26 protein-coding genes and 2 pseudogenes are annotated in these 25,971 nt (G+C 53.2%); 12 read left to right on the top strand and 16 right to left on the bottom strand.

Annotated elements, in window-relative coordinates; translation table 11 throughout:
- The first annotated feature begins 316 nt into the window (after positions 1–316).
- Together LBO03_03410 and cadA are read left to right on the top strand one after the other, a co-directional pair.
- Positions 317–685, top strand: coding sequence for a metalloregulator ArsR/SmtB family transcription factor (locus tag LBO03_03410; protein ID MDR3348642.1), 369 nt, complete (start codon positions 317–319; stop codon positions 683–685).
- Between the two features lie 194 nt (positions 686–879).
- Positions 880–3,000 (top strand): cadmium-translocating P-type ATPase, encoded by a 2,121-nt coding sequence (cadA, locus tag LBO03_03405; GenBank protein ID MDR3348641.1) that lies wholly within the window; start codon positions 880–882, stop codon positions 2,998–3,000.
- Between the two features lie 313 nt (positions 3,001–3,313).
- Here the strand turns inward: cadA and LBO03_03400 are convergent, their stop codons facing one another.
- On the bottom strand, positions 3,314–4,540 hold the full coding sequence (locus tag LBO03_03400) for an LL-diaminopimelate aminotransferase (protein ID MDR3348640.1): 1,227 nt from the start codon (positions 4,538–4,540) through the stop codon (positions 3,314–3,316).
- Between the two features lie 86 nt (positions 4,541–4,626).
- Between LBO03_03400 and LBO03_03395 the strand changes: the two genes are divergently transcribed.
- The gene (locus LBO03_03395; protein ID MDR3348639.1) at positions 4,627–6,183 is read left to right on the top strand and encodes a DUF4127 family protein; all 1,557 of its coding nucleotides are present in this window, start codon (positions 4,627–4,629) and stop codon (positions 6,181–6,183) included.
- Between the two features lie 51 nt (positions 6,184–6,234).
- On the opposite strand, the gene LBO03_03390 is transcribed toward LBO03_03395, so the two are convergent.
- Complete coding sequence (locus LBO03_03390) at positions 6,235–6,627, bottom strand: thioesterase family protein (GenBank protein MDR3348638.1); 393 nt, start codon at positions 6,625–6,627, stop codon at positions 6,235–6,237.
- Positions 6,628–6,638: 11 nt separating this feature from the next.
- On the bottom strand, positions 6,639–7,439 hold the full coding sequence (locus LBO03_03385) for a MetQ/NlpA family ABC transporter substrate-binding protein (GenBank protein ID MDR3348637.1): 801 nt from the start codon (positions 7,437–7,439) through the stop codon (positions 6,639–6,641).
- A 173-nt stretch (positions 7,440–7,612) separates the two neighbouring features.
- Here LBO03_03385 and LBO03_03380 point away from each other — a divergent pair, with 173 nt between their 5' ends.
- The 4 genes from LBO03_03380 (at position 7,613) to LBO03_03365 (ending at position 11,666) form a co-directional block, all read left to right on the top strand.
- The gene (locus tag LBO03_03380; GenBank protein MDR3348636.1) at positions 7,613–8,833 is read left to right on the top strand and encodes an HD domain-containing protein; all 1,221 of its coding nucleotides are present in this window, start codon (positions 7,613–7,615) and stop codon (positions 8,831–8,833) included.
- Positions 8,834–8,881: 48 nt separating this feature from the next.
- Positions 8,882–9,250: a VOC family protein gene (locus LBO03_03375; GenBank protein ID MDR3348635.1), complete on the top strand. Its 369-nt coding sequence runs from the start codon at positions 8,882–8,884 to the stop codon at positions 9,248–9,250.
- Positions 9,251–9,256: 6 nt separating this feature from the next.
- A complete protein-coding gene (locus LBO03_03370; protein ID MDR3348634.1) occupies positions 9,257–10,234 on the top strand; it encodes a D-glycerate dehydrogenase in 978 nt (325 codons plus the stop codon).
- A gap of 142 nt (positions 10,235–10,376) precedes the next feature.
- Entirely contained in the window at positions 10,377–11,666 is a 1,290-nt protein-coding gene (locus tag LBO03_03365; GenBank protein ID MDR3348633.1) for a CHAD domain-containing protein, read from the top strand.
- A 31-nt stretch (positions 11,667–11,697) separates the two neighbouring features.
- On the opposite strand, the gene LBO03_03360 is transcribed toward LBO03_03365, so the two are convergent.
- From LBO03_03360 to LBO03_03330, 7 genes are all read right to left on the bottom strand, one after another.
- The gene (locus tag LBO03_03360) at positions 11,698–12,684 is read right to left on the bottom strand and encodes an agmatinase family protein (protein MDR3348632.1); all 987 of its coding nucleotides are present in this window, start codon (positions 12,682–12,684) and stop codon (positions 11,698–11,700) included.
- A complete protein-coding gene (locus LBO03_03355) occupies positions 12,674–13,159 on the bottom strand; it encodes an L-2-amino-thiazoline-4-carboxylic acid hydrolase (protein ID MDR3348631.1) in 486 nt (161 codons plus the stop codon). Before LBO03_03355 ends, LBO03_03360 begins: the two co-directional genes overlap by 11 nt.
- Positions 13,160–13,171: 12 nt before the next feature.
- Positions 13,172–13,879 carry an ABC transporter ATP-binding protein gene (locus tag LBO03_03350; GenBank protein ID MDR3348630.1) on the bottom strand — a complete coding sequence of 236 codons (708 nt, stop codon included), beginning with the start codon at positions 13,877–13,879 and terminating at the stop codon, positions 13,172–13,174.
- Positions 13,872–14,669, bottom strand: coding sequence for an ABC transporter ATP-binding protein (locus LBO03_03345; protein MDR3348629.1), 798 nt, complete (start codon positions 14,667–14,669; stop codon positions 13,872–13,874). Before LBO03_03345 ends, LBO03_03350 begins: the two co-directional genes overlap by 8 nt.
- Positions 14,662–15,630, bottom strand: a complete 969-nt coding sequence (locus LBO03_03340; protein MDR3348628.1) for a branched-chain amino acid ABC transporter permease — start codon at positions 15,628–15,630, stop codon at positions 14,662–14,664. The genes LBO03_03345 and LBO03_03340 overlap by 8 nt, the downstream gene beginning before the upstream one ends.
- An 11-nt stretch (positions 15,631–15,641) precedes the next feature.
- On the bottom strand, positions 15,642–16,514 hold the full coding sequence (locus LBO03_03335) for a branched-chain amino acid ABC transporter permease (protein ID MDR3348627.1): 873 nt from the start codon (positions 16,512–16,514) through the stop codon (positions 15,642–15,644).
- A gap of 86 nt (positions 16,515–16,600) precedes the next feature.
- Positions 16,601–17,734 carry an ABC transporter substrate-binding protein gene (locus LBO03_03330; protein ID MDR3348626.1) on the bottom strand — a complete coding sequence of 378 codons (1,134 nt, stop codon included), beginning with the start codon at positions 17,732–17,734 and terminating at the stop codon, positions 16,601–16,603.
- A gap of 222 nt (positions 17,735–17,956) precedes the next feature.
- Here LBO03_03330 and LBO03_03325 point away from each other — a divergent pair, with 222 nt between their 5' ends.
- Positions 17,957–18,757, top strand: a complete 801-nt coding sequence (locus LBO03_03325; protein MDR3348625.1) for an IclR family transcriptional regulator — start codon at positions 17,957–17,959, stop codon at positions 18,755–18,757.
- 16 nt (positions 18,758–18,773) lie between these two features.
- On the opposite strand, the gene LBO03_03320 is transcribed toward LBO03_03325, so the two are convergent.
- Positions 18,774–20,057 carry an adenylosuccinate synthase gene (locus LBO03_03320; protein ID MDR3348624.1) on the bottom strand — a complete coding sequence of 428 codons (1,284 nt, stop codon included), beginning with the start codon at positions 20,055–20,057 and terminating at the stop codon, positions 18,774–18,776.
- Positions 20,058–20,074: 17 nt separating this feature from the next.
- A complete protein-coding gene (gene purB / locus LBO03_03315) occupies positions 20,075–21,367 on the bottom strand; it encodes an adenylosuccinate lyase (GenBank protein MDR3348623.1) in 1,293 nt (430 codons plus the stop codon).
- A 318-nt stretch (positions 21,368–21,685) separates the two neighbouring features.
- Between purB and LBO03_03310 the strand changes: the two are divergent.
- A pseudogene (locus LBO03_03310) lies at positions 21,686–22,508 on the top strand (IS5 family transposase).
- A gap of 40 nt (positions 22,509–22,548) precedes the next feature.
- Entirely contained in the window at positions 22,549–23,118 is a 570-nt protein-coding gene (locus tag LBO03_03305; protein ID MDR3348622.1) for an HNH endonuclease, read from the top strand.
- A gap of 49 nt (positions 23,119–23,167) precedes the next feature.
- On the opposite strand, the gene LBO03_03300 is transcribed toward LBO03_03305, so the two are convergent.
- The gene (locus tag LBO03_03300; protein ID MDR3348621.1) at positions 23,168–23,377 is read right to left on the bottom strand and encodes a transposase; all 210 of its coding nucleotides are present in this window, start codon (positions 23,375–23,377) and stop codon (positions 23,168–23,170) included.
- A gap of 199 nt (positions 23,378–23,576) precedes the next feature.
- Between LBO03_03300 and LBO03_03295 the strand changes: the two genes are divergently transcribed.
- Entirely contained in the window at positions 23,577–24,137 is a 561-nt protein-coding gene (locus LBO03_03295; GenBank protein MDR3348620.1) for a hypothetical protein, read from the top strand.
- An 85-nt stretch (positions 24,138–24,222) separates the two neighbouring features.
- On the opposite strand, the pseudogene LBO03_03290 reads toward LBO03_03295, so the two are convergent.
- Positions 24,223–24,688 (bottom strand): annotated as a pseudogene (locus tag LBO03_03290) (transposase).
- A gap of 88 nt (positions 24,689–24,776) precedes the next feature.
- Between LBO03_03290 and LBO03_03285 the strand changes: the two are divergent.
- Positions 24,777–25,070: a hypothetical protein gene (locus LBO03_03285; GenBank protein ID MDR3348619.1), complete on the top strand. Its 294-nt coding sequence runs from the start codon at positions 24,777–24,779 to the stop codon at positions 25,068–25,070.
- 249 nt (positions 25,071–25,319) lie between these two features.
- Here the strand turns inward: LBO03_03285 and LBO03_03280 are convergent, their stop codons facing one another.
- Both LBO03_03280 and LBO03_03275 read right to left on the bottom strand, forming a co-directional pair.
- Complete coding sequence (locus LBO03_03280) at positions 25,320–25,688, bottom strand: hypothetical protein (GenBank protein MDR3348618.1); 369 nt, start codon at positions 25,686–25,688, stop codon at positions 25,320–25,322.
- Positions 25,595–25,971: hypothetical protein (locus LBO03_03275; GenBank protein MDR3348617.1), on the bottom strand; the 377-nt coding region annotated here is incomplete at its 5' end. The genes LBO03_03275 and LBO03_03280, both read right to left, overlap by 94 nt.

Genomic DNA, 25,971 nt, shown 5'->3' with positions numbered 1-25,971 from the left:
GGGCGGATTGGGCATCTTGAAAAAGTATATCGGCTTACGTGGGCGGCGCGGACAGAATCCGCTTTGGGCCGCGCTTGAAAGCTTCTGGCCTCTTTGCGGATGATTTTCCGTTCCGTTGCTACGGCGTTTCCTGGCGGACTTTTTTCGGTATGCGTCGTAGGCGTTTTCTTGCATAACGAAAAATTCTTGAAAATATACCGAAAATGATTTTTCAAACACGGCTTGACCGAAAAAATATTTATGGTTGACAATTAACCTTTCCGCATTTATAATAATAGTTGAATAATCGTTCAACTATATCGACAGGGAGAGACCAATGCGAAAAAGTGCGGCCGATGCGGCAAGATGCGATTGCCATACCATACACGAAGAAGTGGTCAACAGGGTAAGGGGCAGTATGCCGGCGGATGAGTATTTGCTTGACTTGGCCGACCTTTTTAAGGTGTTCAGCGACTCCACGAGGGTAAAAATCCTCTGCGCCCTTTTTCGGGCGGAAATGTGCGTGTGCGACATTGCCGTGATCCTCGGCATGACCAAGTCGTCCGTTTCCCACCAACTCCGGGTGCTCAAACAAACCAAACTGGTAAAGTACCGGCGCGATGGCAAAGTAGTCTATTATTCGTTGGCCGACGACCATGTGAAAACCGTATTTGACCAGGGGTTTGCCCATGTTACCGAAGGTTGAACCGCTGCGGAACTTCTGATAATCCGTGGCGTCGCAGTATCCGCAGGCGGTTGCCGGGGCTTTGGCTTTTAAAATTACAGTTGAACATATGTTCAATCTATCAACCGTTTGCAAGGTCGCCCGGACAACTGTCCGGGGGGGCGCGGCGGCGGGGAAGCTGCCGCTATGTCCAAAGAAAAGGAGGAGAGCTTATCATGCGGGAAACAAACGACAAATTAATGCCGAAGACATTTTATTTGCAAGGGCTGGACTGCGCGTTTTGCGCGCGCAAGATAGAATACGGCTTGCGGGCCTTGCCGGGCGTCAGTTTCGCCCGTGTGGATTTCGCCGGGCAAAAGCTGACGCTGGGCGTGGCGGACGAAGCAAGTTGGCCGGAACTGCTTTTTCGGGTGAAGGAACTTATAGCGGCGGCGGAACCTGACGTAAAGGTTTCCGACTATAAAAACAAAAGCGGCGCGCAAAAAAGCGGCGACGAAACAGGCCGCGCACGCGCCGCCTTGCTCGCGGCCGGCGCGGCGATGTTCGCGGGCGCCTTGGCGCTTGACCTTTCCTATCCAGCCAACCTGGCGGTTTTTCTGGCAAGCTACCTTCTGGTGGGCGGCGACGTGCTGCTGCGGGCGGCGCGGAACTTGGCCCGCGGCGAGGTGCTGGACGAAAATTTTCTCATGAGCGCGGCGACCATCGGCGCCTTTGTTATTGGGGAATATCCGGAGGGCGTGGCGGTCATGCTTTTTTATCAGGTCGGTGAATTTTGCCAGCGCAAAGCGGTGGAGCGCGCGCGCGGCTCGATCGCGGCCCTGATGGACATACGGCCGGATTTTGCCAATTTAAAGACGCCGGGCGGCGTAAAAAGGGTAACGCCCGAAGAAGTAAAGCCGGGAGATCTTATCGTCATCAGGCCGGGCGAAAAAGCTCCGCTGGACGGCGTGGTCGTGGAGGGCTTTTCCGCTTTCGACGCTTCCGCGCTGACCGGCGAATCTTTGCCCCGTGACGTGGGGCCGGGCAGCGCCGTGCTTTCCGGCGCCATCAACCTGAACGGGCTGCTGACCGTCGAAGTTGCCCGGGAGTTCGGTGAATCCACCGTGAAAAAAATACTTGATCTGGTAGAAAGCGCCAGCGAAAAAAAAGCGCCCGCGGAAAATTTCATCACAAAATTTTCCCGCCATTATACGCCCTGCGTTGTTTTCGCCGCCGCGCTCTTGGCGTTCGTCCCCCCCCTTGTCTGGCCGGGCGCCGTTTTCGCGGAATGGGCGGAACGCGCCTTGGTATTCTTGGTGATCTCTTGTCCCTGCGCGCTCGTCATATCCGTGCCGCTCAGTTTTTTCGGCGGCATCGGCGGCGCGTCGCGCCAGGGCATATTGATCAAGGGCGGCAATTATCTTGACGCTTTAAGCCGGGTGGACACGGTCGTGTTCGACAAGACGGGGACGCTTACCAAAGGCGTATTTAATGTAATTTCCGTTACGCCCTCCGGCGATCTGGCAAAAGATGGCCTCCTGTTTTACGCGGCGGGCGCGGAAAGCCATTCCACGCACCCGATCGCCTTGTCGATACGGAAAGCCTGCAAAAACGCCCCGGAAGCGGAAAATGTAACCGAAGCGCGCGAAATCGCCGGGCAAGGCGTAAGCGTGCGCGTTGCCGGCCTTTCCGTGCTGGCGGGCAACGACAAGCTGATGAAATCCGCCGGGGTAACATACAAAGAAGCGGAAAGCCCGGGAACGGTCGTATACGTCGCGGTTGACGGGAAATTCGCCGGCCATATCGAAATAGCCGACGAATTAAAACCCGACAGCGCGCAGGCGGTCGCCGGGCTGAAATCGCTGGGAGTGCGGCGGGCGGTCATGCTGACCGGCGACAGCCGGGCAGCTGCCGGACACGTGGCGGACGCTCTCGGCCTGGATCAGGTCTACGCCCAACTTTTGCCGCATGAAAAAATTGCGATCATTGAGAAGTTGGAAGGAGAAAAAACAAACGGCGGCGTCCTGATATTTGTGGGCGACGGCATAAACGACGCGCCGGCGCTCGTGCGGGCGGACGCCGGCGTGGCGATGGGCGGCCTGGGTTCGGACGCGGCAATCGAAGCGGCTGACATAGTGATCATGACGGACGAACCGTCCAAAATCCTCACCGCGATCAATATCGCCCGCAAAACCAAAAAAATTGTTTGGCAGAACATAGTTCTGGCTCTTGGCGTAAAAGCGGTGGTTTTGGCCATGGGCGCCTTAGGGCTCGCCAACATGTGGGCGGCGGTTTTCAGCGATGTGGGCGTGTCCTTGCTCGCGATTTTCAACGCTTTGCGCGCTCTGCGCGTTTAGCGCCCTTTTGCCGGGAGATTGTTTTGCAAAAACCTCCGCGGAAAATACTTTCCGCGCAATAATATTTTGTCCGCCACTTGGCCGCCTACGGGCGGCTTTTCATTTCTTTCTTGCCTTCCTGCCGGGATTGCTTGGTGTTCAAGGCTGTGTTTAAAATATCTTTTCCGGCGTAACATTGCAATGAATTGTCAGGGCTTCCCTTCGCCGGCGGGAGAAAAGCAAAACCTGCGGATGCCGCCGCAGGTTTTTGGGAAAATGTCTATCGTTGGGCAAAGGCGCATTGGCGCTATCTGAACGGCAGCGCCAATATGCCCTAAAAAATTTTGCCGATCCGCTCAATCGCTTCTTTTGTGCGCTCGGCGTCGCCGAACGCGGTAAGGCGGAAATAACCATCGCCGGCGGGCCCAAAGCCCACGCCCGGCGTACCGACTACATGCGCCTTGGCCAACAGGTAGTCGAACATTTCCCACGAAGACATGCCTTTGGGCGTTTTCAGCCAGATGTAAGGCGCGTTGACGCCGCCGTACATATTAAGGTCGAGCTTGGCGAAGCCGGAACAGATTACCTGCGCGTTCCCCATGTAATAATCAATTATTTGTTTGATCTGTGCGCTGCCTTCCCCGCCGTAGACGGCTTCGGCGCCCCTTTGGGTTATGTAGGATACGCCGTTGAACTTAGTGCTTTGCCGGCGGCTCCATAGGCCATTGAGTTTTATCTTCGCGCCGGCCGCGCGCACGGCAAGTTTTTGCGGCACTACCGTATAGCCGCAGCGCACTCCCGTAAAACCGGCGGTCTTGGAGAAGGAACGTATTTCGATCGCCGACTCCTGCGCGCCCGGTATTTCATATATGCTGTGCGGTATGTCAGGTTCGGTTATATAGGACTCGTAGGCGGAGTCATATATTATGACGCTCTCGTTTTTGCGGGCGTATTCCACCCATCTTTTCAACTGTTTTTTGTTAAACGCCGCGCCGGTAGGATTGTTCGGCGAACAAAGATATATGAGGTCAGCCTTTTCCGAAGGCGGTTCCGGGCAAAAGTTGTTTTCGGCCATGCCCTTGAGATAGACGATGCCTTTAAAGTAGCCGTTCTTTTTTAATTTTCCGGTGCGTCCGGCCATTACGTTGGTGTCAAGGTAAACCGGGTATACAGGGTCGGGGACGGCTACGGTGCAGCCCTTGTCAAAAATCTCCTGAATGTTGCCGACGTCGCATTTGGCGCCGTCGCCGACAAAGACTTCTTCTTCGCTTATTTTTATGCCGCGCGCCAGATAGTCGCCTTTGACAATGGCTTTGAGCAGAAAATCATAACCTTGTTCCGGTCCGTAGCCCCGGAAAGTGGCGGCTTTTGACATTTCGTCCACCGCCTGGCGCATGGCTTTGACGACTGCCGGCGCCAGCGGTTGGGTAACGTCGCCGATACCTAAGCTGATGATGTCGGCGTTGGGGTGTTTTTCCTTAAACTCCGCGACCCGTTTTTTAGTTTCGACAAACAGGTAACTGCCTGGCAGTTTCAGATAGTTGGTGTTGATTTTTGCCATGGGACCGACTCCTTAAAATTATTTGCGTATCGTACAATTTAATTCTATAATATAAACGGGGAATATGACAACAGGTGAAATGGCCAATGAATGTTTTTTTGCGCATAGCCCTTTTAATTTTTTTCCTGTTGCCGGCGGCGGCGGCGGCGGCGGAAAAAATTATTTTTGTGCCGATGGACGACCGGCCGGTCAATCTGTCTTACGCGGAAGATATATTGAAAAGCGCCGGCTGGGAGATAGTTTCACCGCCCGCTGAACTGCTGGCCTCCCGGTATAAATCCGGCGACCCGGACAAGTTGATGGCTTGGCTGGAAGAACAGTCGCGCACCGCCTCGTCGGCGGTGGTGGCGGCCGATGCGCTCATCTACGGCGGCTTGGTCGCCTCGCGGACGCACGATTACGCGGCGGACGTATTGAACGCGCGCGCGGAGCGGCTGATTGGGCTGAAAAATCGCTATGTTTATTTCAACCTTTATGTGTTCGGCACAATCATGCGCACGCCGCGCTCTTTTTCCAAGGGGACGGAACCGCCTTATTACGAGGAGTGGGGCGCCGATATTTTCCGCCTGAGCGCTTTAGAGGACAAAGAAGGCATCCGGCGGCTGAGCCGCCGGGAAAAAGCGGAAAAACGGGAATTGCTGGCGAAAATCCCGGCCCGGGTCAGAGGCGACTGGCTGAACCGGCGCGCTTTGAACTTCGGCGTAAACAAATTGTTGCTCGCAGCAGCCGAAGGCGCTTTTGACTATTTTGCCCTCGGCCGGGACGATACGGCCCCTTTTTCCCAATCGCGCAAAGAAGCGCGGCTGCTTGCCCAGGAATCCGCCGCCGCACGGCTTTACAATTACCGCTCCTTCCCCGGCGCCGACCAGTTGGGCCTTTTGCTTTTGACCAGGGCAGTGCTGGATCGCCGGCAATATATACCGTTCGTCTATGTGGAATATGCGGGGGGGGCCGGCCGGGAAACTGTCCCTTCCTATGAAGACGCCCCGGTGGGGCTGACGGTGAACGACCATATCTACGCGGTGGGCGGAATGCCGGTGCGGACGGCGGAGCGGGCGGATCTGGCGTTTTTCATAAACACGCCGCAAAGCGGCGCAACGCTCGAGGCGGCCGCGCCGGAAAATACGGCGGCCGTAAACGGACATGCGCAAAGCTTTATCGAACTGATAAAAAAGCAAATGCGCGCCAACAAGAAAGCCGCCATCGCCGATGTGGAATTCGGCAACGGCGCGTCCAACGCCTTAGTCGCCGGAATTTGCCGGGAAGGTCTGTCTTGCCGGATAGACGCCTACGCCGGCTGGAACACGGCCGGCAATTCCATCGGCTACGCTTTGGGGCAAGGCCTTCTCGCCCCTTACATGGAGGACAATGACCGCGAAAGGTTACTTGCCGTCCGCTACATGGACGACTGGGCGTACCAAGCGAACGTGCGCGGCGCGCTTTACCGCGATATAGTATGGCCGCGCGGTCTTGACGGCTCTGAACTGGACAAACATAAGGAGATGCTGGCGGCGGCGGCTTTAACCAAAATGACCGCCCTCGCGCGCGCATATCTGCCCCAAAGCGGACGTTACCGCCTAACGGTGGACTTTCCCTGGAACAGGCTGTTTGAGCTGGCGGTCGTGCTTAAAAATGCCACTTAAGCTCCGCGAAGAACAACCGGCGGACAGTTGCCGGGCAACAGCCGCCCCCCGTCATTTTTGGCTCGTGCGGGCGAGAAACTCGGCCAAGTTTACAATATAGCGCTCATGCGTCCCTTCGCCGATCTTTTTTTCGCCGGCGAAGGCGGCTACTTTAAAAAACAGTTTTTTCCCGTTCACAGCCGTAAGCTCGGCCTCGGCCGCCACTTCCGCGCCGGGCAAGGCGGCGGCTATGTGCGAAATGTTTACCTTCAGTCCGACCGTGCCGAAGCCATCAGGAAGCAAAGGGTCAACGGCGCCGAGGCTGGCCCCTTCCATCAGGCCGATCATCGCCGGCGTGGCGTAAACGTCTATTGCGCCGCTGCCGTAAGCCCTGGCGGTATTGGCGGGCGTAACTTGTTCGCTTTTGCGCGCTTTGGCGCCAACCGGCAGGTCAAAGTCAGCCATTGGAAATCTCCTCAAAAAGCGGGAATGACCGCGCCTTTATGTTTTTCCTCAATGAATTTTCTCGTTTGGGGCGAAGTGAGCGCGGCGGCAAGTTTTTTAAGTTCCGGCCTGTTTTCGTCGCCTTTTCTGACTGCGAGTATGTTGACGTAGGGAGAGTCGGCCGCTTCAATAAAAAGCGCGTCTTTCAGCGGCGACAGTTTGGCGTCCAGCGCGTAATTGGTGTTTATAACGGCCAGCGCGACATCTTCAAGCGAACGCGGCAGTTGCGCGGCTTCCAATTCTTTTATGACGATTTTTTTCGGGTTTTCGGCAATGTCGCCGGGGACGGCCGCGATGTCGGCGCCGGGCTTTAATTTTATCACTCCGGCTTTTTCCAGGAGCATGAGCGCTCGCCCGCTGTTAGTAGGGTCGTTGGGTATGGCAACGATCGCGCCTTGCGGGAGGGCGGCCAAAGACTTTATTTTGTTTGAGTATATGCCCATAGGTTCCACATGGACTTTGGCGATGGAAACAATCGCCAGTTTGTGGTCGGATGCGAATTTTTCCAGATAAGGCACATGCTGAAAATAATTCGCGTCAAGCTCCTTTTCCGCCAAGGCGATGTTTGGCCGCACATAGTCGGTCATTTCAACCACCTGCAGGATTACGCCATCCTTCGCCAAAATCGGTTTGATGAAATCAAGGATTTCGGCGTGGGGCGTTACGCTGGCGCCCACCTTAACTGTAATGGCGGGAGAGGACGGGGCGGATTGGCCGCCGCAACCGGCCGTCAAAAAAATGGCGGCAACAAGCAGCATAAACAAGTTACGCATAAATGACACCTTGCCTTCAGGGAATCCCTAATATTTATTTTTTCTAAATTATAACATAACTCTAAATACGCGGTCAATTTAGCGACAAAATAAAGAGGATTTGAAAAAAAGGAAGCGAAATTAATTGTTATGGGCCTGTTCGGACAAGCAAATTTTTGGAGGTAATTGATTCTGTGAAAAGAGTGGCAAGAAACGACATAACAGATGGAATGATCACTGCCGAGCCGATCGCCGACCTGAAAAACAATGTCCTTTTGGACGCTAATGCCGAAATAACAAAAGCGCACGCGGAGATATTGAAAACATGGAATATTGATTTCATCAGGGTGCGCGAACCCGGCGATACCGACGAGTCGCTCAAAAAGCAGTTGGCCGACGACTTGGCTAAAGAAAAGCCGGAAATGTCCCTGGAGCAGATGAAAAATGAATTGGGCATATTTGAGGCCAACATCAAGTCCATCCTGCGCGGCGAGGGCGACCGGCATCTTTATTCCAAGGTCCATGACAGCAAGGCGGGCAGCGCAATCAAGATCACCAGCCTTCTAAATAGCAATACCTTGGATGTTTACGTCGCCATGCTGCAGGAGCTGAACAAATTGTTTGTGAGCGATTCCCGCAGCCGGGCTTTGTTTCTGGGCGACGTTTGCGGCACTTTTGTTAATAAACTCAATCGGTTTGTCATAAGCACGCCGGGAGTGATCGGTTATTGTCTTTATCCATACCGCGTAGATGTTGCGGTGTTGACCGAACATTCCATGCGGACGGCGATCATCGCCACCAAGCTGGCGCAACTGGCCGGCATGGACAGCCGTGAAATCATGACGGTAACCTACGGCGCCATCTTGCACGATATCGGCTGCACTGAGTTGCCTGAACAAATGCTCCATTTCAACAAAAAGTTCTCCCTTGAGGAGCAGAAGCTTTATAAACGACATGTGCTCACCGGCGTGAACATTATCAAAAAACAACGTTTCCTGCCACGGGAAGTGCTGCTCATCATCGGCAGCCACCATGAAACGCTCGATGGCATCGGTTACCCGCTTGGGTTGAAAGCGGACAAACTGCCGGGCGTCGTACGGGTGGTAGCTTTGGCCAATGCTGTCGACCGGGCGATTTATCCCTTGAACAGCGGCCGGGAAGCGTTAAAAATTCCGCAGCTCATTAAGGAACTGCCGTTTTGGGCTTTGCATTTCGACCCGGGGCTGTGCGCTGTTTTAGCCAAATATTTAGAGGATTTTGTCATGAGCAACCGCGTTACGCTCGACGACGGACGTTTGGCGGAGATTGTCTGGAGCCATACGGCGTACAAGGAACCGGTAGTAAGGACGAGCGACGGCGAGATTATCGACCTTAACAAAATTGTGGGGCTGACCATAGAAAGCTATTCCATCTAAAGGAGAGATCTTCCCGCGAAAAATCAAAAAAGGGGGGGGGGCGCTGCCATGCGGTTTAAGTTTTATCATAACAATTTGAACGTGAGGGATTTAAAGAAAAGCCTGCCTTTTTACGAGGAGGCGCTGGGCCTGAAAGAAGTACGGCGCATACAGCCGGAAAGCGGCGCTTTTGAAATAGTTTTTCTGTCGGACGGGCAAGTGCCGCACCTTTTGGAACTTACCTGGCTGCGCGATTGGGACAGAGATTACAATCTCGGCGACAACGAGTTCCATCTGGCTTTCAGCACGGACGATTACGCCGCCGCGCATGAAAAGCACGAAAAAATGGGCTGCATCTGTTATGAAAACCATGACATGGGCATATATTTCATAAGCGACCCGGACGGCTACTGGCTGGAAATAGTGCCGGCGAGGTGATTTGACGTGAAAAAATATAAAGTCGTCCTGACCAACAACTTCCATTTGTCCGGCGTGGAAAAAATGCGGCAAATGTTCGATTTGAAAATAAGGGAAGCGGACACGCCAAAAGAAACATGGCTCGCCTGGTTGGCGGAAGCCAACGCCATCTGTTCCGGCGGCCGGACCAAAATAGACGGGGAGCTGCTTGACAAAGCGCCTAATGTGAAGGTTGTTTCGCAAATTGCCGCCGGCTATGACAATATAGACGTTGCGGCCTGCAGCCAAAGGGGCGTGCTGGTGGGCAATACGCCGGGCGTGGTAACCGACGCGACGGCCGACATCGCTTTCGGGCTTATTTTATGCAGCGCGCGTTATCTGCACAAAGCGTGGGAGCATGTCAAAAGCGGGGAATGGGGCCGGAAAAAGCCTTTTGCCATGGGGATGGACCTTAAAGGTAAACTGCTCGGCATAATCGGCTTGGGCAACGTCGGCCTGGCCGTCGCCCAAAGGGCCAGGGCCAGCGGCATGTCCATAGCTTACTACAACCGCAAGCCTTCCGCCGCGGCATCGGAGATAGGGGCGCAATATTTGCCTTTGGCCGAACTTTTGGGCAAAGCTGATTTCGTGCTTTTGTCTTTGCCGCTCAACGAAAAAACGCGCAAATTCTTCGGGGACAGGCAATTTGCCCAAATGAAGCCCACCGCCCGTTTCATCAATATCGGGCGCGGCGGCTTGGTAGACACGGACGCCCTCTGCCGGGCGCTTAATGACCAAAGAATCGCTTACGCCGCCTTTGACGTTACCGATCCTGAGCCGCTGCCGGGCGACCATCCCCTCCTGGCTTTTGACAATGTCGCGATATTTCCGCACATTGGCGGACAAGCGCGCGAGACCCGCGATGCCATGTCGCTTATGGCCCTTGAAAACCTGATCTGCGCCCTGGAAGGAAGAAAAATGCCTTCCTGCGTCAACGGCGAACTGGAGAGGCGCCTGATAACTTAGAGTTCAGGAAGCGGAAAATTTGCCTTAAATTATCCCGAAAGAAAGATAGCATGATTTTAATCCGAAGACAGCATTGGAACATTTCCCGCCGCCGTCAGGCGGTGGGCGCGTCCTTGGCGGCGCGTATGGAAGGGCGGTCGGGGTGGACAAGGAAATAGTCCTCATTTTGCAGGAAAAAGCCGGTTGGTCCAATATCGTCAAACATCTGGGCAAAGACTTCTTCCCTTTGGACACAACGGACGAAGAAATTGTCGTTGACGCAAAAAACGCCGACGAAATAGAAAGCGAAGGCCGTATCTACGTAAAACTCCACAGCGGCATGTTGGTCAGCGGCACCAGCCGCGTCAAAATTGCCTATTCGGAGGGGGAGATGATGGTAGCCGGGCAGGCGGTTGAGATCAAGGAAATTGTCCTTACCCGCCTGTCCGGGCCCTACGGCGATATTTTGCGCCAGGCGGCCAATCTGTCCGGCAGGTATCGTTGCGCGCTGGAAAGCCGCAACCATGAGCAAAGAGCCAAAGACACGATTAAAGGCGTGGAATTTGGCCGCTTCCATGTCAAAGAATTCGCCGGCCGCACGGTGGAAGAATCGCTTTTTGAGCTTGCCTGGTGGCATCTGTGCGGCATAAGCCAGGCTTCGGCGGAGTTTTCCCTGCATCCGGGCGATCGGCTGCCGGTGCGGCGGTTGCGGGTGGAAATAAGAAAATTCAGATCGGTGCTGGCCATGCTGGAAAAAATCCTCGCGCCGGACGCCATGAAATGGCGGGAGAAACTGCGCGCCCTCACCATAAAGCTCGCGCGCCTCCGGGAACTGGACATAGCCTTGAGCAACTGGCGCGGCAACGCCGCGCACAAAAAAAAATATCCCAAACAAAGCGATCGCCTGTCGGAATTCTTAAGCCGGGAACGCGCGGCGGAACTATCCAAAACAGTGCCTTTTTTTGAGTTGACCCGTTTAACGCCCATGCTCGTGGCTTTCATGGCCTGGGTGTCCGGCGGCCCCATACGGGAGAAGCGGGAGGATCTTTCGCTCAGCAAAGTAGCCAACAAACGGCTTGCCCGCTGGTACCGGCGCATGCAGTCGCTCGTCCGGCGGTACCCGGATTTTTCTGACGACGGCGCGGCGCACGCGGTCAGGATAAAGGCAAAGTCAATGCGCTACGTAATGCAAAGCATGTCAGGCAAGGCTTACGGCGACGACAGCAAAGTAATGCGGAGCCTGAAACGCCTTCTGGACGCTCTCGGCATATTGCACGACAATCACGTGAATGAGGAAATTGCCAAAGGCGCGGCCAAAAAAGGCGCCAACCCCGAACTCATCTATCAGGCGGGCATTTTTACCGGCACTGAAAGAGAGCAGCAAATACGTATCCGAAAAATACTGCCGGATTTGTGGGAAAAGTTTGCGGATGATTGGGAAAATTGGTTTTAGCTTTTGGCGCCCGCCCAAGTTTATGGGAAATTCAATCGGCAACTGTTTTCCCTTTCCTTTGCGCGATGCCCGCGAGCAAATGCAGGACAAGCCAAACCGCGACATGCGAAGATACGTTGTTGGCGTCCCTGGACGGATATATTTCCACAAAGTCAAAAGCGTCCGCTTTTACTTTGCCGCACTCATTAAGGGCATACGCCAGCTCAAAAGTCGTCAGGCCGCAAGGGTCCGGCGGGCCGGCCGGGTTGTGGGCCACGTCAAGGACATCGGAGCAGATCGTTATATACACGGCGGCCGTGCCGTCGGCGGCAATGCCGATCGCCTTTTTGACGGCATCCTGAATGCCCATGAGCTTTATTTGCAGCGCCGTAATCACCGACGCGCCGAACTTTTTGGCTGATTTGAGCCCGTCGGGATGGTTCCTGGGCCCTCTTATGCCAAAATGCACAAGCTTTTTGGGGTTGACGCCGGCATCTTCGTACAGGCGGTAAAATGGCGAGCAGCGGGCAAATTGCTCGTCGCCGAAGGCCGCCACGTTGTCCAGGTGGGCATCGAAGTGGATTATGCCAATGTTGCCCCCGTGTTTTTTGCCGAATTCGCTGATTAAAGGGTAAGAAATGGAATGATCGCCGCCGAAAATTATCGGCATTTTGCCATAGGCAAGGATATCGTTCAGCTTTTCTTTGACGCCGGCAAAAGAAAACTCCCGGTTGCCGTTTTGCACCGGCGTATCGCCATAATCGGCGCCCGTCAAATGGTCGAACACATCTATGTCATAATCCGGCATGTACCCGCCGTAGCGCAAGGAGGCGGCGCGGATGGACTTGGGCGCAAGGTCGCAGCCGGAAAAACCGCCGTAAGTGCAAGTCCCTTCCCAGGGGACGCCCATGACGATTAAATCGTTGGCCGCGATGTCGCCTTTGTTTTCTATCTTGGGAAGGCCCAAAAAGGTCGGCACGCCGCCGTATATTTCCGGGATTTGCCGGCCGGGGACGTAGCAAATAGGTTTATTTCGCATTTTCGTCCCCTTTTTTCATCTGAAAAGTCATGTGGCAGCTTGGCGCGCCGTCGAGCAGATGCGTTATTTCTTCGTGTTCGAGGTTGGGATTAAAGCCTTTGGCGATGGCGCGGTCTATTTCATCGCAGTAAAGTTTCCCCAGCGCCTGCTCGCCCTCTTTTATCCATGCCTCGGCAAAGGGGCATTTGTAAAACTTCTGGTCTATCAGGTTCTCGCCCGTTGCCGTGGCATAGACAAAAAGCTCGGAGCGTTCCATGTCATAATACGGCAGATAGTTTTCGAGCGTGTTTGGTTTGCCGTCCGAAGCGGCATTTTGTGCGATATGACGGCCGCGGGCTTCGCCGTACTTTCTCACCCCGCGCTTTAGCGCCGCCGCGCCCGCCGCGCCAAAGTCTTTTGTAACCTCCCGCGCCACGGAAGAAAAGAGTTGGGCAAACAAAGTATAGATGGACACCGGCCTCAATGTATCCGACATTTTTCTTCCCCCTTATAAGCCGAGATAGGATTTTTTAATCTGGTCGTTGCCCGCAAGGTCCCTTGATTTTCCTGCGGCAATTATTTCGCCGGTTTCCAGCACATAGGCCCGGTTGGAAAGCATAAGCGCCATGTGGGCGTTTTGCTCCACAAGCAAAATGGTGGTTTTGTTTTGCTTGTTTATGTTCCTGATGGTCCTGAAGATGTCTTCAACAATAATTGGCGCAAGCCCCATGGACGGTTCGTCAAGCAAGAGCAGCTTTGGCCTGGACATAAGCGCCCTGCCGATGGCCAGCATTTGCTGTTCGCCGCCGGAGAGTGTCCCCCCCGACTGCTTTTGCCTTTCTTTCAGCCGGGGAAATATTTGGTAAACCATTTCCCTGTCGCTTTCAATTTCATTTTTGTCATCGCGCAGGTAAGCCCCAAGGGAAAGATTTTCCCGGACGGTGAGATTGGGGAATACGCCGCGCCCCTCAGGCGCCTGTGAAACGCCAAGCGCAACGATTTTGTGGGTAGGCATATTGGCGATGTTTTGGCCGTTGAAGGTTATGCCGCCCCGCTCCGCTTTGACAAGGCCGCAGACGCAATTTAGCGCCGTTGTCTTGCCCGCGCCGTTTGCGCCTATGAGCGCCACTATCTCCCCTTGCCCCACATGGAAAGATATGCCTTTAAGCGCCGGTATCACTCCGTATTTCACGTGGAGGCATTCCGCTTTAAGCATTTTGCGCCTCCTCGTCAAAGGTGAACGCCGCGCGGCCCAAATATGCCTCTATCACCTGCCGGTTTTTTTGTATCGCGCAAGGCAAGCCCTCGGCAATTTTTTCGCCGTGGTCGAGCACGACAATGTGGTGCGATATATTCATGACAAATTTCATGTCGTGCTCAATCAAGAGCACGTTCTTTTTCATCTTGTCTTTTATGTGGTAGATGAGTTTTGTCAACTCTTCTTTCTCCGCGCCGTTCATGCCCGCGCCCGGCTCGTCCAGGAGCACGAGTTTGGGGCCGGTGGAAAGGGCGCGGCCGATTTCCAGCAGCCTTTGCTTGCCATAGGGCAGGCTTGTCGCCATCTCGCCCGCCTTGTCTTCAAGGCCGACTGTCTCCAGGATGTTTTCGCATTGCTCAACAATCTCCCGCCTTTGCCGGGCAAGGCCTTTTCCGCCCAGCACGGCCCGAAAAACGCCTTCGCCGCTGCACCCGGCGTTGGCCACAAGCAGGTTTTCCAGCACCGTCATGGCGGCGAACAGCCTGATGTTTTGGAAGGTGCGGGAGATGCCTTTTTGTACCCGCTGATGGGGCTTGAGCGAAGTTATGTTTTCGCCGTGGAAAAAAATTTCGCCCTCGTCCGGCTGGTAAATGCCCGTCAGCAAGTTGAAAAGGGTCGTCTTGCCGGCGCCGTTCGGCCCGATAAGCGATATTATGTCCCCGTCGTTTTGCGCCATGCTGACTTTGTTTACCGCCGCGAGGGCGCCAAAGCGGATCGTGGCGCCTTTGACGTTAAGTATCTCAGCCATGTTTGTTTTCCTCGGCGTTTATTTTGTAAACATTGAGCGTCCGCTTGTCCGCCCCCCAAAAACCGGATGGCCGGTAGATCATCATAAAGACCATGAGAAAGCCAAAAATAAGCATCCGATAGCTGCTTAAAAAGCGCAGCATTTCAGGGATGAGCGTAAGCGCGGCCGCGCCGGCGACCGACCCCGGAACGCTGCCAAGCCCCCCCAGCACCGCCATGGCCAGTATAGTGCATGAATCGTTATAGACAAAAGTGTCGGGGCTGACAAAAGAAATATAGCTGGCGTAAAAACTGCCCGCCACCCCCGCAAACCCGGCGGAAATGACAAAGGCCAGGAGTTTGTATTTGATTGGGTAGATGCCGATGGATTCGGCCGCGATCTCATCCGCCTTGACTGTTTCCATGGCCATGCCTACGCCCGAATTTGTCAGCCTGGCCATAAAAACGATGGTGAAAACGGCAAAAAGCAATACAAGATAATAAAAAGACTCCCTTGAGGAAAAAACGTAGCCGAACATTTCCGGCGGGGGAATGCCGGGAAGCCCCATGGGGCCGCGGGTCAGGCTATCCCAGTTGACAAGCACGAGCCGGATTATTTCCGCAAAGCCAAGCGTAACTATGGCAAGGTAGTCGCCTTTCAGCCTTAGCGTAGGCAGGCCCAGCAGAAACCCGAAAATACCGGCGGAAAGGGCGCTGGCAATGGCGGCAAGCCAAAAATTCAAAGCGAAGTTGAGCATGAGCAATGCCGACGTATAGGCGCCTATGCCGTAAAAGGCCACATGGCCAAGGGAAAGCTGCCCGGCAAAGCCCGTCACGAGGTTGAGGCTAAGGGCAAGGATGACATATAGCCCGATGGAAATGAGAATATGCAAAAAATAGCTGTTTGTTATAAAAAAAGGCAAGAGCAAAAGAACAAGGAGCAACAGGAACAGAAATTTCCTGCTGCTTAAAAATAAGTACATGGCATTGCCCCCTATACCTTTTCAAGGGTCTTCTTGCCGAGTATGCCCGAAGGACGGAAAATAAGCACAACAATGAGAATGCCGAAGGCAAAAGCGTCCCGATAGCCTGAAGAGATATAAGCCGCGCCAAGGTTTTCCACCAGCCCGATGACAAATCCCCCCAGCATGGCGCCGGGTATGCTGCCAATGCCGCCTAAAATCGCGGCGGCAAAGGCTTTGAGGCCGGCCGAGTAGCCCATCATGGGATATACCGCGTCATAGTATACGCCGACAAAAATGCCCGCCACGCAGGCAAGCCCTGAACCAACGCCGAAAGTAAAGGAGATGATTCTGTCGGTATTTATGCCCATAAGGCGGGCGTTGTTGAGATTATGGGAAGTGGCCCGCATCGCCAAGCCTATTTTTGTCCGGTTGACAATAAAATAAAGGACTGTCATCAGCAAACAGGAAAAAACTATGACGCTCAGTTGAATGTTGGATATTGTTATGGAACTGAAAGTATAAGTCCGTATGGGCACATCTATGTTAAAAGGATGGGTTTCCGTCCCCCAAATCAGCATGGCAAGGTTTTGCAGAAACATTGACATGCCGAGGGCGCTTATTAAAACCGCCAATTTGTCGGCGACGCGTATGGGCCTGTAGGCCAGCCGCTCAACAATCGTCCCGGCCAAGGTCGTCAAGGCGGCGGCAAGGGGAAGGGCGATAAAAAAAGGCATTCCCGCCGCCCTTGTCAGATAAAGGCCGAAGAAGGCGCCAAGCATGAAAATGTCGCCGTGGGCAAAGTTCACTATTTGCAGTATGCCGTAAACCATAGTATAGCCAAGCGCTATGAGGGCATAAATGCCGCCGATGGTCAGGCCGTTTAACAGCTGTTGAAAAAACACGCGCGCATGACCTCCCCTCAGTCAGGCACCGGCCAAACCCGGGGCAGGCACGGCGGCCGCCGTGCCTGCCGTAGGCAGCGGCAAAACTATTTTACCACCTGGAACTTGCTTTCCTTGATGACAAGGCGCAGCGGATCTTTCATAACGTCGCCGTTTTCGTCAAACGTATTGATGCCCGTGGCACCCTGGAACCCCTTAACTTTTGCTATATAGTCGCGGATAGCTTTTCTGTCCGTGCCCGCGTTGGCAATCGCGTCCAGCACTATTTTGGCGGCATCGTAACCATAGGCCGCATAGGTCGCGGGATCCTGTTTGTATTTTGCTTTGTAGGCTTTGATAAACTTTTGCGCCACGGGATTGTCCGTGCCTTCATGGAAAAAGCCGGGGAGCAGCACGCCCTCGACGCTTTTCCCGCCGAGGTCTATCAAGGCGTTGGAATAGATAGCGTCAACGCCCATGATCGGCGCGTTCAGGCCTATGTTTTTCGCCTGTTTGGCAATAAGGGCCGTTTCATTGTAGAGGCCGCCGATGAAAAGCATGTCCGGCCCCGCCGCTTTTATTTTGGTCAAAATGGCGCTGAAATCCTTGGTTTCGCCGGCAAGATAAGAATCGCTGGAAACAATTGCCGCGCCCTGCCCCTTTGCCTTTTCGTCAAAAACATCGGCAAGGCCTTTGCCATAGTCGTTATTTTCATAAATTACGGCAATCTTTTTATAGCCGAGATCCTTGACGGCCCATTTGGCGACATAGTCAGCCTGGAAAGCGTCGGTTGTAATTACGCGGAAAGTATAGTCGCCCGCCTTGGTTACGGCCGGCGAACTGGAGCCGGGGGAAATCTCCACAAGGCCGGCTTTGTTATAGATAGGGGCGCCGGCGAGCGTGGCCGAACTGTTGAAATGGCCCACTACCGCCAGCACGCTTTTGTCGCCGGCCAGTTTGTTGGCGACGATGGCCGCCTCTTTCGGGTCAGACTTGTCGTCCTGGACGTCAAGCAGGACTTTTTTCCCTTTAATGCCGCCCTGTCCGTTAACTTCATCGATCGCGAGCTGGACGCCGTTTTTGATCGTTTCGCCGTCCTGAGCCGACGAGCCGGTGAGCGGGATGGCCAAGCCGATCTTGACGGCATCGTCGGCTTTCTTGTCTGTGCCGCAGCCGCCCAGCAAGGCAGCGGACAAAAGCAGCCCCGCCATGAGCGCCGGTAAGGATTTTCGGTTCTTCATCGTCAATCTCCTCCATTATTTCTTAGTCGGCAAAGCAATTTTACCCTTCAACATTATTGACTATTTTTGCTTATTGATATAACATCAAATAAACGACAATGTAGTCAATAAAACTATATTGTCTTTTTATACCATGCCGGCGGCATACTTGTCAATATAATAATGACTTATTATGAACGAAAGCCACGCAACTGAAATTATTCATTAAGGCGGCTTTATCTTATGAAAAAACCGGTGCGCGTCATCCAGTCCATCCAAAGGGCCTTTGACATTATAAACTGTTTCGACGGGGGGAGAAATTCGCGCCTGACCCTATCGGAGATAAGCTGTGCGCTTGGCTTGAACATCAATACGGCGCGGGGCATTGTCAATACTTTGCTCAGCAATGGCTACCTGGAGCAAAACAGCGCCCAAAACGGCTACTCCCTTGGGCTTGCATACCTAAGCAAGGCGGATCTTGTCAACAGCGCGCAAATGGAGGGCATCCGCCCCTTCGCCCGGCCGTACCTGGACAAAATCGCGCAAAAGTACGAGGCCAGCGCCAGGCTCCAGCTGGTTTCCAACAACAATATATTTACTGTTGAAACGGTGAACCCCGACAATGCCCACTATATAATTTTTACAAAGATGTACCAAGCTTTTCCGCTTTACGCGACGGCATCGGGCAAACTTTTTTTGCACTACCTGCCGGAAGGACAAAAACAAGCCGTCATAGACCGGCTTGTTTTTAAAAGTTTCACGCCCAAGACCATTGTCGACAAAAACCTGCTGCGCCGCGAGCTTGAGCAGATAGAGGCGCGGGGCTACTCAACCGAAGACGAAGAAATCGGGCGGGGCGTCTGCGGCATAGCCGTTCCTATCTTAATATTCAGGGGCGCTCTTTTTGGCACAATAAGCGTAACCGCCTTCAGCTCGATAATCGACAATCTGCCGGCGGAGGCTATAAGCGACATGCGCCGGGCGGCGGCGGCAATCGCCAAAAGAGTCGGGCTTGCCGGCGCCTTTTCCTCGGATCTTCGCTAAGGGCGCTTCCGTTTTGTCACAAAAGATCCGCAAGGACGATCGTCTGCGTCCGTCCGGGGCCGACGGACACTATGCCAAGCGGCGCGCCGGACAGTTCGGAAAGCCTTTCCACGTAGCGGCGGGCGTTGGCGGGCAGATCGCCGTATTTTTCGGCGGAGGAGATGTCGGCCTGCCAACCGGGCAGTTCCTCATACAGCGGCTGGCATTTGGCCAGCTCTTTCAGGCTGGCCGGCATGTAGTCAATGCGCCGGCCTTTGTAGGAGTAACCTGTGCAGATTTTCACCTTGGGCAGCTGATCCAGTATGTCGAGGCGGGTAATCGCCAAATAGTCCATGCCGCTGAGCTGCGCGGCGTACCTTACCACTGCGGCGTCTACCCAGCCGCAGCGGCGCGGCCGTTTGGTAACGGTGCCGTATTCTTGCCCACGGTCGCGGATATGGCTGCCGATTTCATCTGAAAGCTCGGTAACGAAAGGCCCTTCGCCCACGCGGGTGGAATAGGCTTTCACCACGCCCACCACCGTGCCGATGGATTTAGGCCCTACCCCCGCGCCCGTGCATACGCCGCCCGCGATCGGGTTGGAACTGGTAACATAAGGATAAGAGCCGTGATCGATGTCCAAAAAGGTTGCCTGTGCGCCTTCGTACATTATTTTTTTGTCGCCTTCCATCGCCCTGGCCAAAAGAAAGCCGGTATCCACCACATAAGGGCGCAGCTTTCTGGCGTATTCCATGTATTCGGCGAACACTTGCGCGAAATCATAGCCCGGCGCGCCGTAAATCTTGTCAAGCAAGAGATTTTTCTCCGCAAGGCAATTTTTTAATTTCGCGGCGAAAATCTCCTCGTCCATCAAATCGCACACCCTTATGCCGGTCCGCGCCATTTTGTCCGCGTAACAGGGGCCGATCCCGCTCTGGGTAGTGCCGATTTTGCCGGCGCCCTTATATTCTTCCTGCAGTTTGTCCAGCGCCTGATGATAAGGCATGATCACATGCGCCCGGTCGGAAACGCGCAGATTGCCGGTGTCTATTCCCCGGCGGTTTATCGCTTCAATCTCGCCCAAAATGACCTTGGCGTCCAAGGCGACGCCGTTGGCCAGGACGCAGAGCTTGCCGGGGTGCAGTATGCCTGAAGGCAGAAGCCTCAGTTTATATTCCTCGCCCGCTACGACCACCGTATGCCCGGCGTTTGACCCGCCTGAATAACGCACGACTATATCGGATTTTTCCGCGAGATAATCGACGATCTTGCCTTTTCCCTCATCGCCCCATTGGGCGCCTACAACTACAACAGACGGCATAACAATCAACTCCTTTGTCAGATTTCAAAACGCGCCAGGATGAGATCGACATTCCTCAACATATAAGCCGGGTCGAAACATTCTTTTATCTCGTCCTCCGTAAGGAATTTGGCGATGTCAGGATCTTTCGCGATATTGTCCTTAAAATCCGCCCCTTCCAGCCAGCGCGCCATAGCGTTTCTCTGCACCCACAAATAAGCGTCCTCCCGCAGGGCGCCTTTGCCTACCAGGGCGAGCATTACCCTTTGGCTGAAAACAAGGCCGCCGGTTTTGTTGAGGTTGGCCAGCATGGCGTCAGGATAAACCAGCAGACGGTCTATGACGCCGGTAATTTTCTCCAGCATGTAATCGAGCAGTTGGGAACTGTCGGGCAGGATCACCCTTTCCACCGAAGAATGGGAAATGTCCCGTTCATGCCAGAGAGCGACATTTTCCAGCGCCGCCTGCGCGTTGGCGCGCAATATGCGGGCCAGGCCGCTGATCCTTTCGCAGGTAATGGGATTGCGCTTGTGGGGCATGGCGGAAGAACCTTTCTGCCCCGGCGTGAAATATTCCTCCGTTTCCCGGATATCCGTCCTCTGCAAGTTCCTGAGCTCGGTCGCGTACTTATCGAGCGACGAGCCAACGATCGCCATAGCGGCAATAAATTCAGCGTGAATGTCGCGCTGTATTACCTGCGTGGCAATGCGCGCCGGCCGAATGCCAAGTTTTTCGCATACATATTTTTCCACTAAAGGGTCTATATTGGAATAAGTCCCGACCGCGCCGGACAGCTTCCCCACCGCCACCGCCGCGCGGGCGGCTTTCATGCGCGCAAGGTTGCGCTCGTTCTCGTCCAGCCAAAGGGCGAACTTTAGCCCGAGCGTCATGGGTTCGGCGTGTATGCCGTGTGTGCGCCCGACCATCGGCGTATGCTTGTGCTCGGCCGCCCGCCGCCGCAAAACAACGGCCAAGTTCTCGAGGCGCCCGACAATAATGTCCGCGGCGTCCCGCATAAGGCACGCCAGCGCCGTATCCTTGACGTCGCTTGACGTAAGGCCCATGTGTATATATTTGGAGGCGTCGCCTACCCGCTCCGCCACCGCCGTCAAAAAAGCCAGGATGTCATGATTGGTAACCTTCTCGATCTCGCGTATCCGCTCCACCGTAAAGTCCGCCTTTTCCTTGATTGCGCGCAAAGCACCTTCAGGGACCTGCCCCAGCTCGGACATGGCTTCCGCAGCCAATATCTCTATTTTCAGCATGGTGCGAAACTCATTGTCATCCGTCCACAACTTCGCCATTTGGGGAGTGCTGTAGCGTTTGATCACACATTGTCGCCCCTTTCCCGAAATTTCACGGCGCGGCGGCAGCGCCCCGTGCCGCCTACAATAATAATACTATCATTTATGAAAAAAAATGTAAAGGAAAGCCCGTCCCTTTCGGGACACTTTCGGGCATAACAGGGCGTTTCGGCAAGATGCGCCCCGCCAAAACGTCAACTGGCCGGGCGTAAGTTTAAAACCAACGGACAATGTCGCCGGCTGAAAGGCAAGAAAAAACGGCCACATGGAAAATGCAGCTTGGCAAAAGAATACAGCAGATAGATTAGACTTCCTGCGCAAGCAAAAATTTGATATGCTCATTATATGAAATACGAAGAAACAGTCAAACTATCCAATCAGGATTTTTGGCGTCTAACAGGGGCAAAGCGTACGACATTTGCGAAAATGGTGGAGATCCTATCTGTTTCAGAAGCGGAAAAGCGGCGCACAGGCGGCCACAAAAGCAAACTGCCAATTGAGGACAAACTTCTTCTCTCGCTGGAACATCTGCGCGAATACCGTACATATTTTCACATTGCCCAAGGCTTCGGGATACACGAGACTAGTGCCCTTCGCATAAGCCGGTGGGTGGAAGACGTCTTGATAAAGGACGGGACATTTTCGTTGCCCGGGCGCAAAGCGATGCTCAAAAATGGTGCCGAGTTCGAGGCGGTCCTTGTGGACGCCACAGAGTCGCCGATTGAACGCCCCCCAAAAAACAGCGCCGGCACTATTCAGGCAAGAAAAGGCGGCATGCTTTGAAAACACGAGCCATAGTCAACAAAGCGGACGGCAAGGTTCTCTGCCTTGCGTTTGCCAACGGGAAACGGGCAGATTTGCGTCTTTTCAAGGCGGCGTGCACGCAAAATCGGGAACCGTACTTGAGGCCGGCACAGGGTACCAAGGGATGGCAAAGATCCACTCCAATTGCGTACTGCCCAAGAAGCGTTTCAGCCGAAGCCCTTTGAGCAAGGCGGACAAGCTCCACAATCACGACATTTCGAGCCGGCGTGTGCTAAGCGAGCAGGTGATTTGCTTTGTCAAGCGGTTCAGAATCGTTGCTGAACGCTACCGCAACCGCAGGAAACGCTTTGCTCTCCGCTTTAGCTTGATTTGTGGGTTGTGTAACTTTGACAGAGCCGTTTAGGTTGCGCAGGAAGTCTATTGTAAATTAAGGAGGTAATGTTGTGGAGGTAGAGCAAAAGTTTATAATACCGCTAAAGGTTTGCGCAAACAGAAAGAAAAAAGAAGCAATAGCAATACCAGTTAGAATTTGGTCTATAGATGAGAAAGAAAGTGCTTTTGACTTTGTTGACAGGATGGGAGAGATGGGATTGCGCCAGATAGAAGAAGTGTGGAAACATTATAAAGACATTATCTGGGTCAGCAATTACGGTTATGTCGCTAAATTCACTTTGGCTGAAGCTAAAGATGTTTTTGGAGATATCCTTGAAGAGCAGGATGGCTATTTTTTCCGAATAAAAAAGGCATATTTTACTAAACCTGACTGGCGCAAAAAAAAGGACTTTCTTCGAGAACGCAATTTTGTTCCTGACAACCGTAGCGGCAAATACCAAATATGTTTACATGTAGATGTAGGCCAAGTTAGAGAAGACTTACATAGAATAGTCGCAAAAACTTTCTTGGAAAACCCCGAACATAAAGAGAATGTTTATCATATTGACAACAATTCTTATAATAACAGTGTTACCAATTTGATATGGCTCACGAAGGAGGAACAGATGCATTGCCTGTAGGCAGAGTAAGACGAAGTGAGCCAAAAAGAGCCGCACGGCTCTTTTCTCGCTACCTTGAACCGCCCAGAGGGAACGGACAAAGAATAAAAAGCCCCATCTGCTTGTACTTCTTGCGACGACGCATCTCAGGTAGCAACCCATATTGATGCATGATGCGAAGAATCGTTTTGGGGCTGGAACGCAAGGATTTTCTGCGTTCCAGCCAAATTTGGACGCGTCGGCAACCATAGGCTTTGCCGCCGCTTTGATATTTACCCAACTTCTTTTCATAAAAATTGCCTTCTATCGTAGTTTCATTATCCTACGACGGGAGGCTCTTTTGCAATGTCTTTTTGCCGGTTCAGTTCAGGTTGCAAAAACAGGCTGTTTTGTATATAATTTAATTGGTCGTTGCTATCAGGGTAATTTCTAAATTGCCTACACAAAACATCATTATGCCAAACGGGAGGTAAATTTATTTGAAAAAAAGTTTATTTTTAGCGGCGGCTCTTATATTGGCGGTCGCCTTCCTTTCCGGGTGCGGCGGGTCCGCGTCCAAAAGCGCCTTTGGCGGCGATATCATGCGCGAAAAAGAAGCGACAAAGAAAATGGCGGCGGAGATGAAGGCTCGTGGCGGCACGCCTTTGATGCTTTTTCAACATGTCAACCTCGACTCGGATTTTGTGCGCTTCATCCGCCAGGATCAGAAAAAACCGGCCAATGTGGATGAATTTATGTGGTCGGCCACTACCGGCTGGAAAGGGCCGACTCCAGTCAGGCTGACCGGTGCAGGCAAACTCGAGGACAATATTTATAATGCCGACAGGGTAAACTGGGAAGCCATTCCGGTCTTTTATGCCAATGTGGAGAAAATGGCCAAGGAAAAAGGCATGGAGAAATTGAAAACAGATGGAATTATGATCTATTTTAACGATCCCGACGATATCAAATTTTCTGCCACGGTCAAGGCCGAACGCAACGAGGCATCTGCAACCGGCGACATAAAAACCGGCGAGGTAACTTATTTTAAAATTCGTTGAAATTCCCAATTGGCGGATAGCGACTCTTGCCTTTAGCAAGTTAAAAACTGGCGTCTTTACGGCAAACTTGCCACGCTATAGTAATTCAGTCCAATATGTATAAAGGCCGGTACAACGCAAAAAAATAGGTGGGCGCTTCGACCTTCGCGCCGCGCGCGCCCATGTTCGGGACAAGGCACTTGTCTATGCCGCTTTCGTCAACGTACGCACGCGCGCCTTTCGGAACTTTTTCCAGCGTCCCAAGAAACCCTTCCCTATCCGTCTCTATCTTTTCAGAATACGCGAACGTCTTTTTTTGGGAGATCTTGTGTTTCCTTAGCCTGCAGTCAATGGATTGGAGCGCATAGCGGGATTTGGCGGCTAACTCGCGCAGATAGATGTCGGGCTTCTCCTCAACCGCTCTCGGCAGTTGTTCCGGGTCAATCTTGCCGCTTGCCCCAGTCGTAATAGGTAGCCGCCGTAATCCCGAAGGCTTCTTTCAGCTCGGCGAAGGCATGTCCGGCTTTCTTGAATGCAATCGTTCTGTCCCTGTGTTTTATATCGTAGGCCATATTATGTTTGTCGCATGGCCTGACTTATTTTTTTATAGTTATTGGCCTAAATGCCATAAAGAAATATTAATAGGAGGGAGATGTCAACATGAACTTTATTAAACCAACGTCGAACTTGCAAAGCAATTTCGCGGAAATCCTGAAAGCCGAGCGCGAAGTAGCACCGCCTGGTTTCTCTGAAGAAAACGACTGTGAAACTGTGGCTGTTGGCGATTACGAAAATACGGCCATCTCGGATATAAAAGACTTCGACGACATACGGTTTGAAAACGAAATCTATTCCAAACTGCAAGAAGCGGTGCAAGAAGCGGCCGGCACAAACAAAAAATTTACATACGACGATGTTCTGCAAGCCGCCAAACGCGCTGCCGAAAGCCAATAAAATAATAACAAGCGCATAGGAGCGGCCAACACGGACAGCATTTGCAACATCTCGCTGGCGGTAAACTCCGGGCAAGATTTTTAGCTTCTGCCGCGTGGCCTAAGCCCACCGCCTTTAGACGGTATACGCTTTCAGCCTTGCCCTGACATTGAAACCGGCGGCATGGTATAATTGCGGCAGAGGAGAACACCCATGCCGGAGTACAGAAAATCGAGCCATGCCGTATACGATATAAAATATCGAGAGTTTTCATGTATAGATATATAACGCTATGCCTTGGTAATGTCTGAAACCTTCTTCGGAAGTCAACATCCGCCAAAGCCTCAATGCGACGGCAACCATTTCCGCCTTTTTGTACACCACCTTTGTACGGCGCGTGAACCTTCCCAAGTGATGGCGCGTATTGCTGTTGTCGTGCTCAATGTCAATTGTGTGGGCCTTGCCGACGACATGGCGTTCGGGCGGCAAAACTTCGGAAAAAGCACGCCAATCATCCTTGTAAAACGTACAGCCCCTCAGGTGTTTCACTTTGCCGTAGAGTCGCCGGAACGTTGCAGTATCACGACCGCCGAGTACCCATGCCACGGTTCTCCGTGTGCCACGATCAAGGGCTTCGATGACCCAAAGCCTGTTTTTTTTGAACCCACGAAATGCCACATTTCGTCAAACTCCATTTCCCGGATTTCGCCTGTAAGCTCCGTATGGGGAGTTTTGGCTCCGGCCTCCACAATCCAACGGTATGCCAGCGACGGCCATGTGTCAAACAGCTTTGCCAACATGTTGAATGAGGCTTTGCCAAGGGAATGCAAAAGTACGCACATGGCCTTTTTTGCCGCAATCTTTTCATTCGTCCTGTCATCGCCTTCAACGAAATTGTAACCGCACTTGTTGCATCTGTACC

This window comes from Acidaminococcales bacterium, assembly GCA_031290885.1.
Taxonomy (GTDB): Bacteria; Bacillota; Negativicutes; order Acidaminococcales; family JAISLQ01; genus JAISLQ01.
Note: the sequence above shows the minus strand (reverse complement) of the source record. Positions and strands in the feature narration are given on the sequence as shown.

Bases quoted from the DNA above. Each gene is read 5' to 3' on its own strand.
- LBO03_03410 (MDR3348642.1), top strand. From the start codon at position 317: ATGCGAAAAAGTGCGGCCGATGCGGCAAGATGCGATTGCCATACCATA.
- cadA (MDR3348641.1), top strand. From the start codon at position 880: ATGCGGGAAACAAACGACAAATTAATGCCGAAGACATTTTATTTGCAA.
- LBO03_03400 (MDR3348640.1), bottom strand. From the start codon at position 4,540: ATGGCAAAAATCAACACCAACTATCTGAAACTGCCAGGCAGTTACCTG.
- LBO03_03395 (MDR3348639.1), top strand. From the start codon at position 4,627: ATGAATGTTTTTTTGCGCATAGCCCTTTTAATTTTTTTCCTGTTGCCG.
- LBO03_03390 (MDR3348638.1), bottom strand. From the start codon at position 6,627: ATGGCTGACTTTGACCTGCCGGTTGGCGCCAAAGCGCGCAAAAGCGAA.
- LBO03_03385 (MDR3348637.1), bottom strand. From the start codon at position 7,439: ATGCGTAACTTGTTTATGCTGCTTGTTGCCGCCATTTTTTTGACGGCC.
- LBO03_03375 (MDR3348635.1), top strand. From the start codon at position 8,882: ATGCGGTTTAAGTTTTATCATAACAATTTGAACGTGAGGGATTTAAAG.
- LBO03_03360 (MDR3348632.1), bottom strand. From the start codon at position 12,684: ATGCGAAATAAACCTATTTGCTACGTCCCCGGCCGGCAAATCCCGGAA.
- LBO03_03355 (MDR3348631.1), bottom strand. From the start codon at position 13,159: ATGTCGGATACATTGAGGCCGGTGTCCATCTATACTTTGTTTGCCCAA.
- LBO03_03350 (MDR3348630.1), bottom strand. From the start codon at position 13,879: ATGCTTAAAGCGGAATGCCTCCACGTGAAATACGGAGTGATACCGGCG.
- LBO03_03345 (MDR3348629.1), bottom strand. From the start codon at position 14,669: ATGGCTGAGATACTTAACGTCAAAGGCGCCACGATCCGCTTTGGCGCC.
- LBO03_03340 (MDR3348628.1), bottom strand. From the start codon at position 15,630: ATGTACTTATTTTTAAGCAGCAGGAAATTTCTGTTCCTGTTGCTCCTT.
- LBO03_03330 (MDR3348626.1), bottom strand. From the start codon at position 17,734: ATGAAGAACCGAAAATCCTTACCGGCGCTCATGGCGGGGCTGCTTTTG.
- LBO03_03325 (MDR3348625.1), top strand. From the start codon at position 17,957: ATGAAAAAACCGGTGCGCGTCATCCAGTCCATCCAAAGGGCCTTTGAC.
- LBO03_03320 (MDR3348624.1), bottom strand. From the start codon at position 20,057: ATGCCGTCTGTTGTAGTTGTAGGCGCCCAATGGGGCGATGAGGGAAAA.
- LBO03_03285 (MDR3348619.1), top strand. From the start codon at position 24,777: ATGAACTTTATTAAACCAACGTCGAACTTGCAAAGCAATTTCGCGGAA.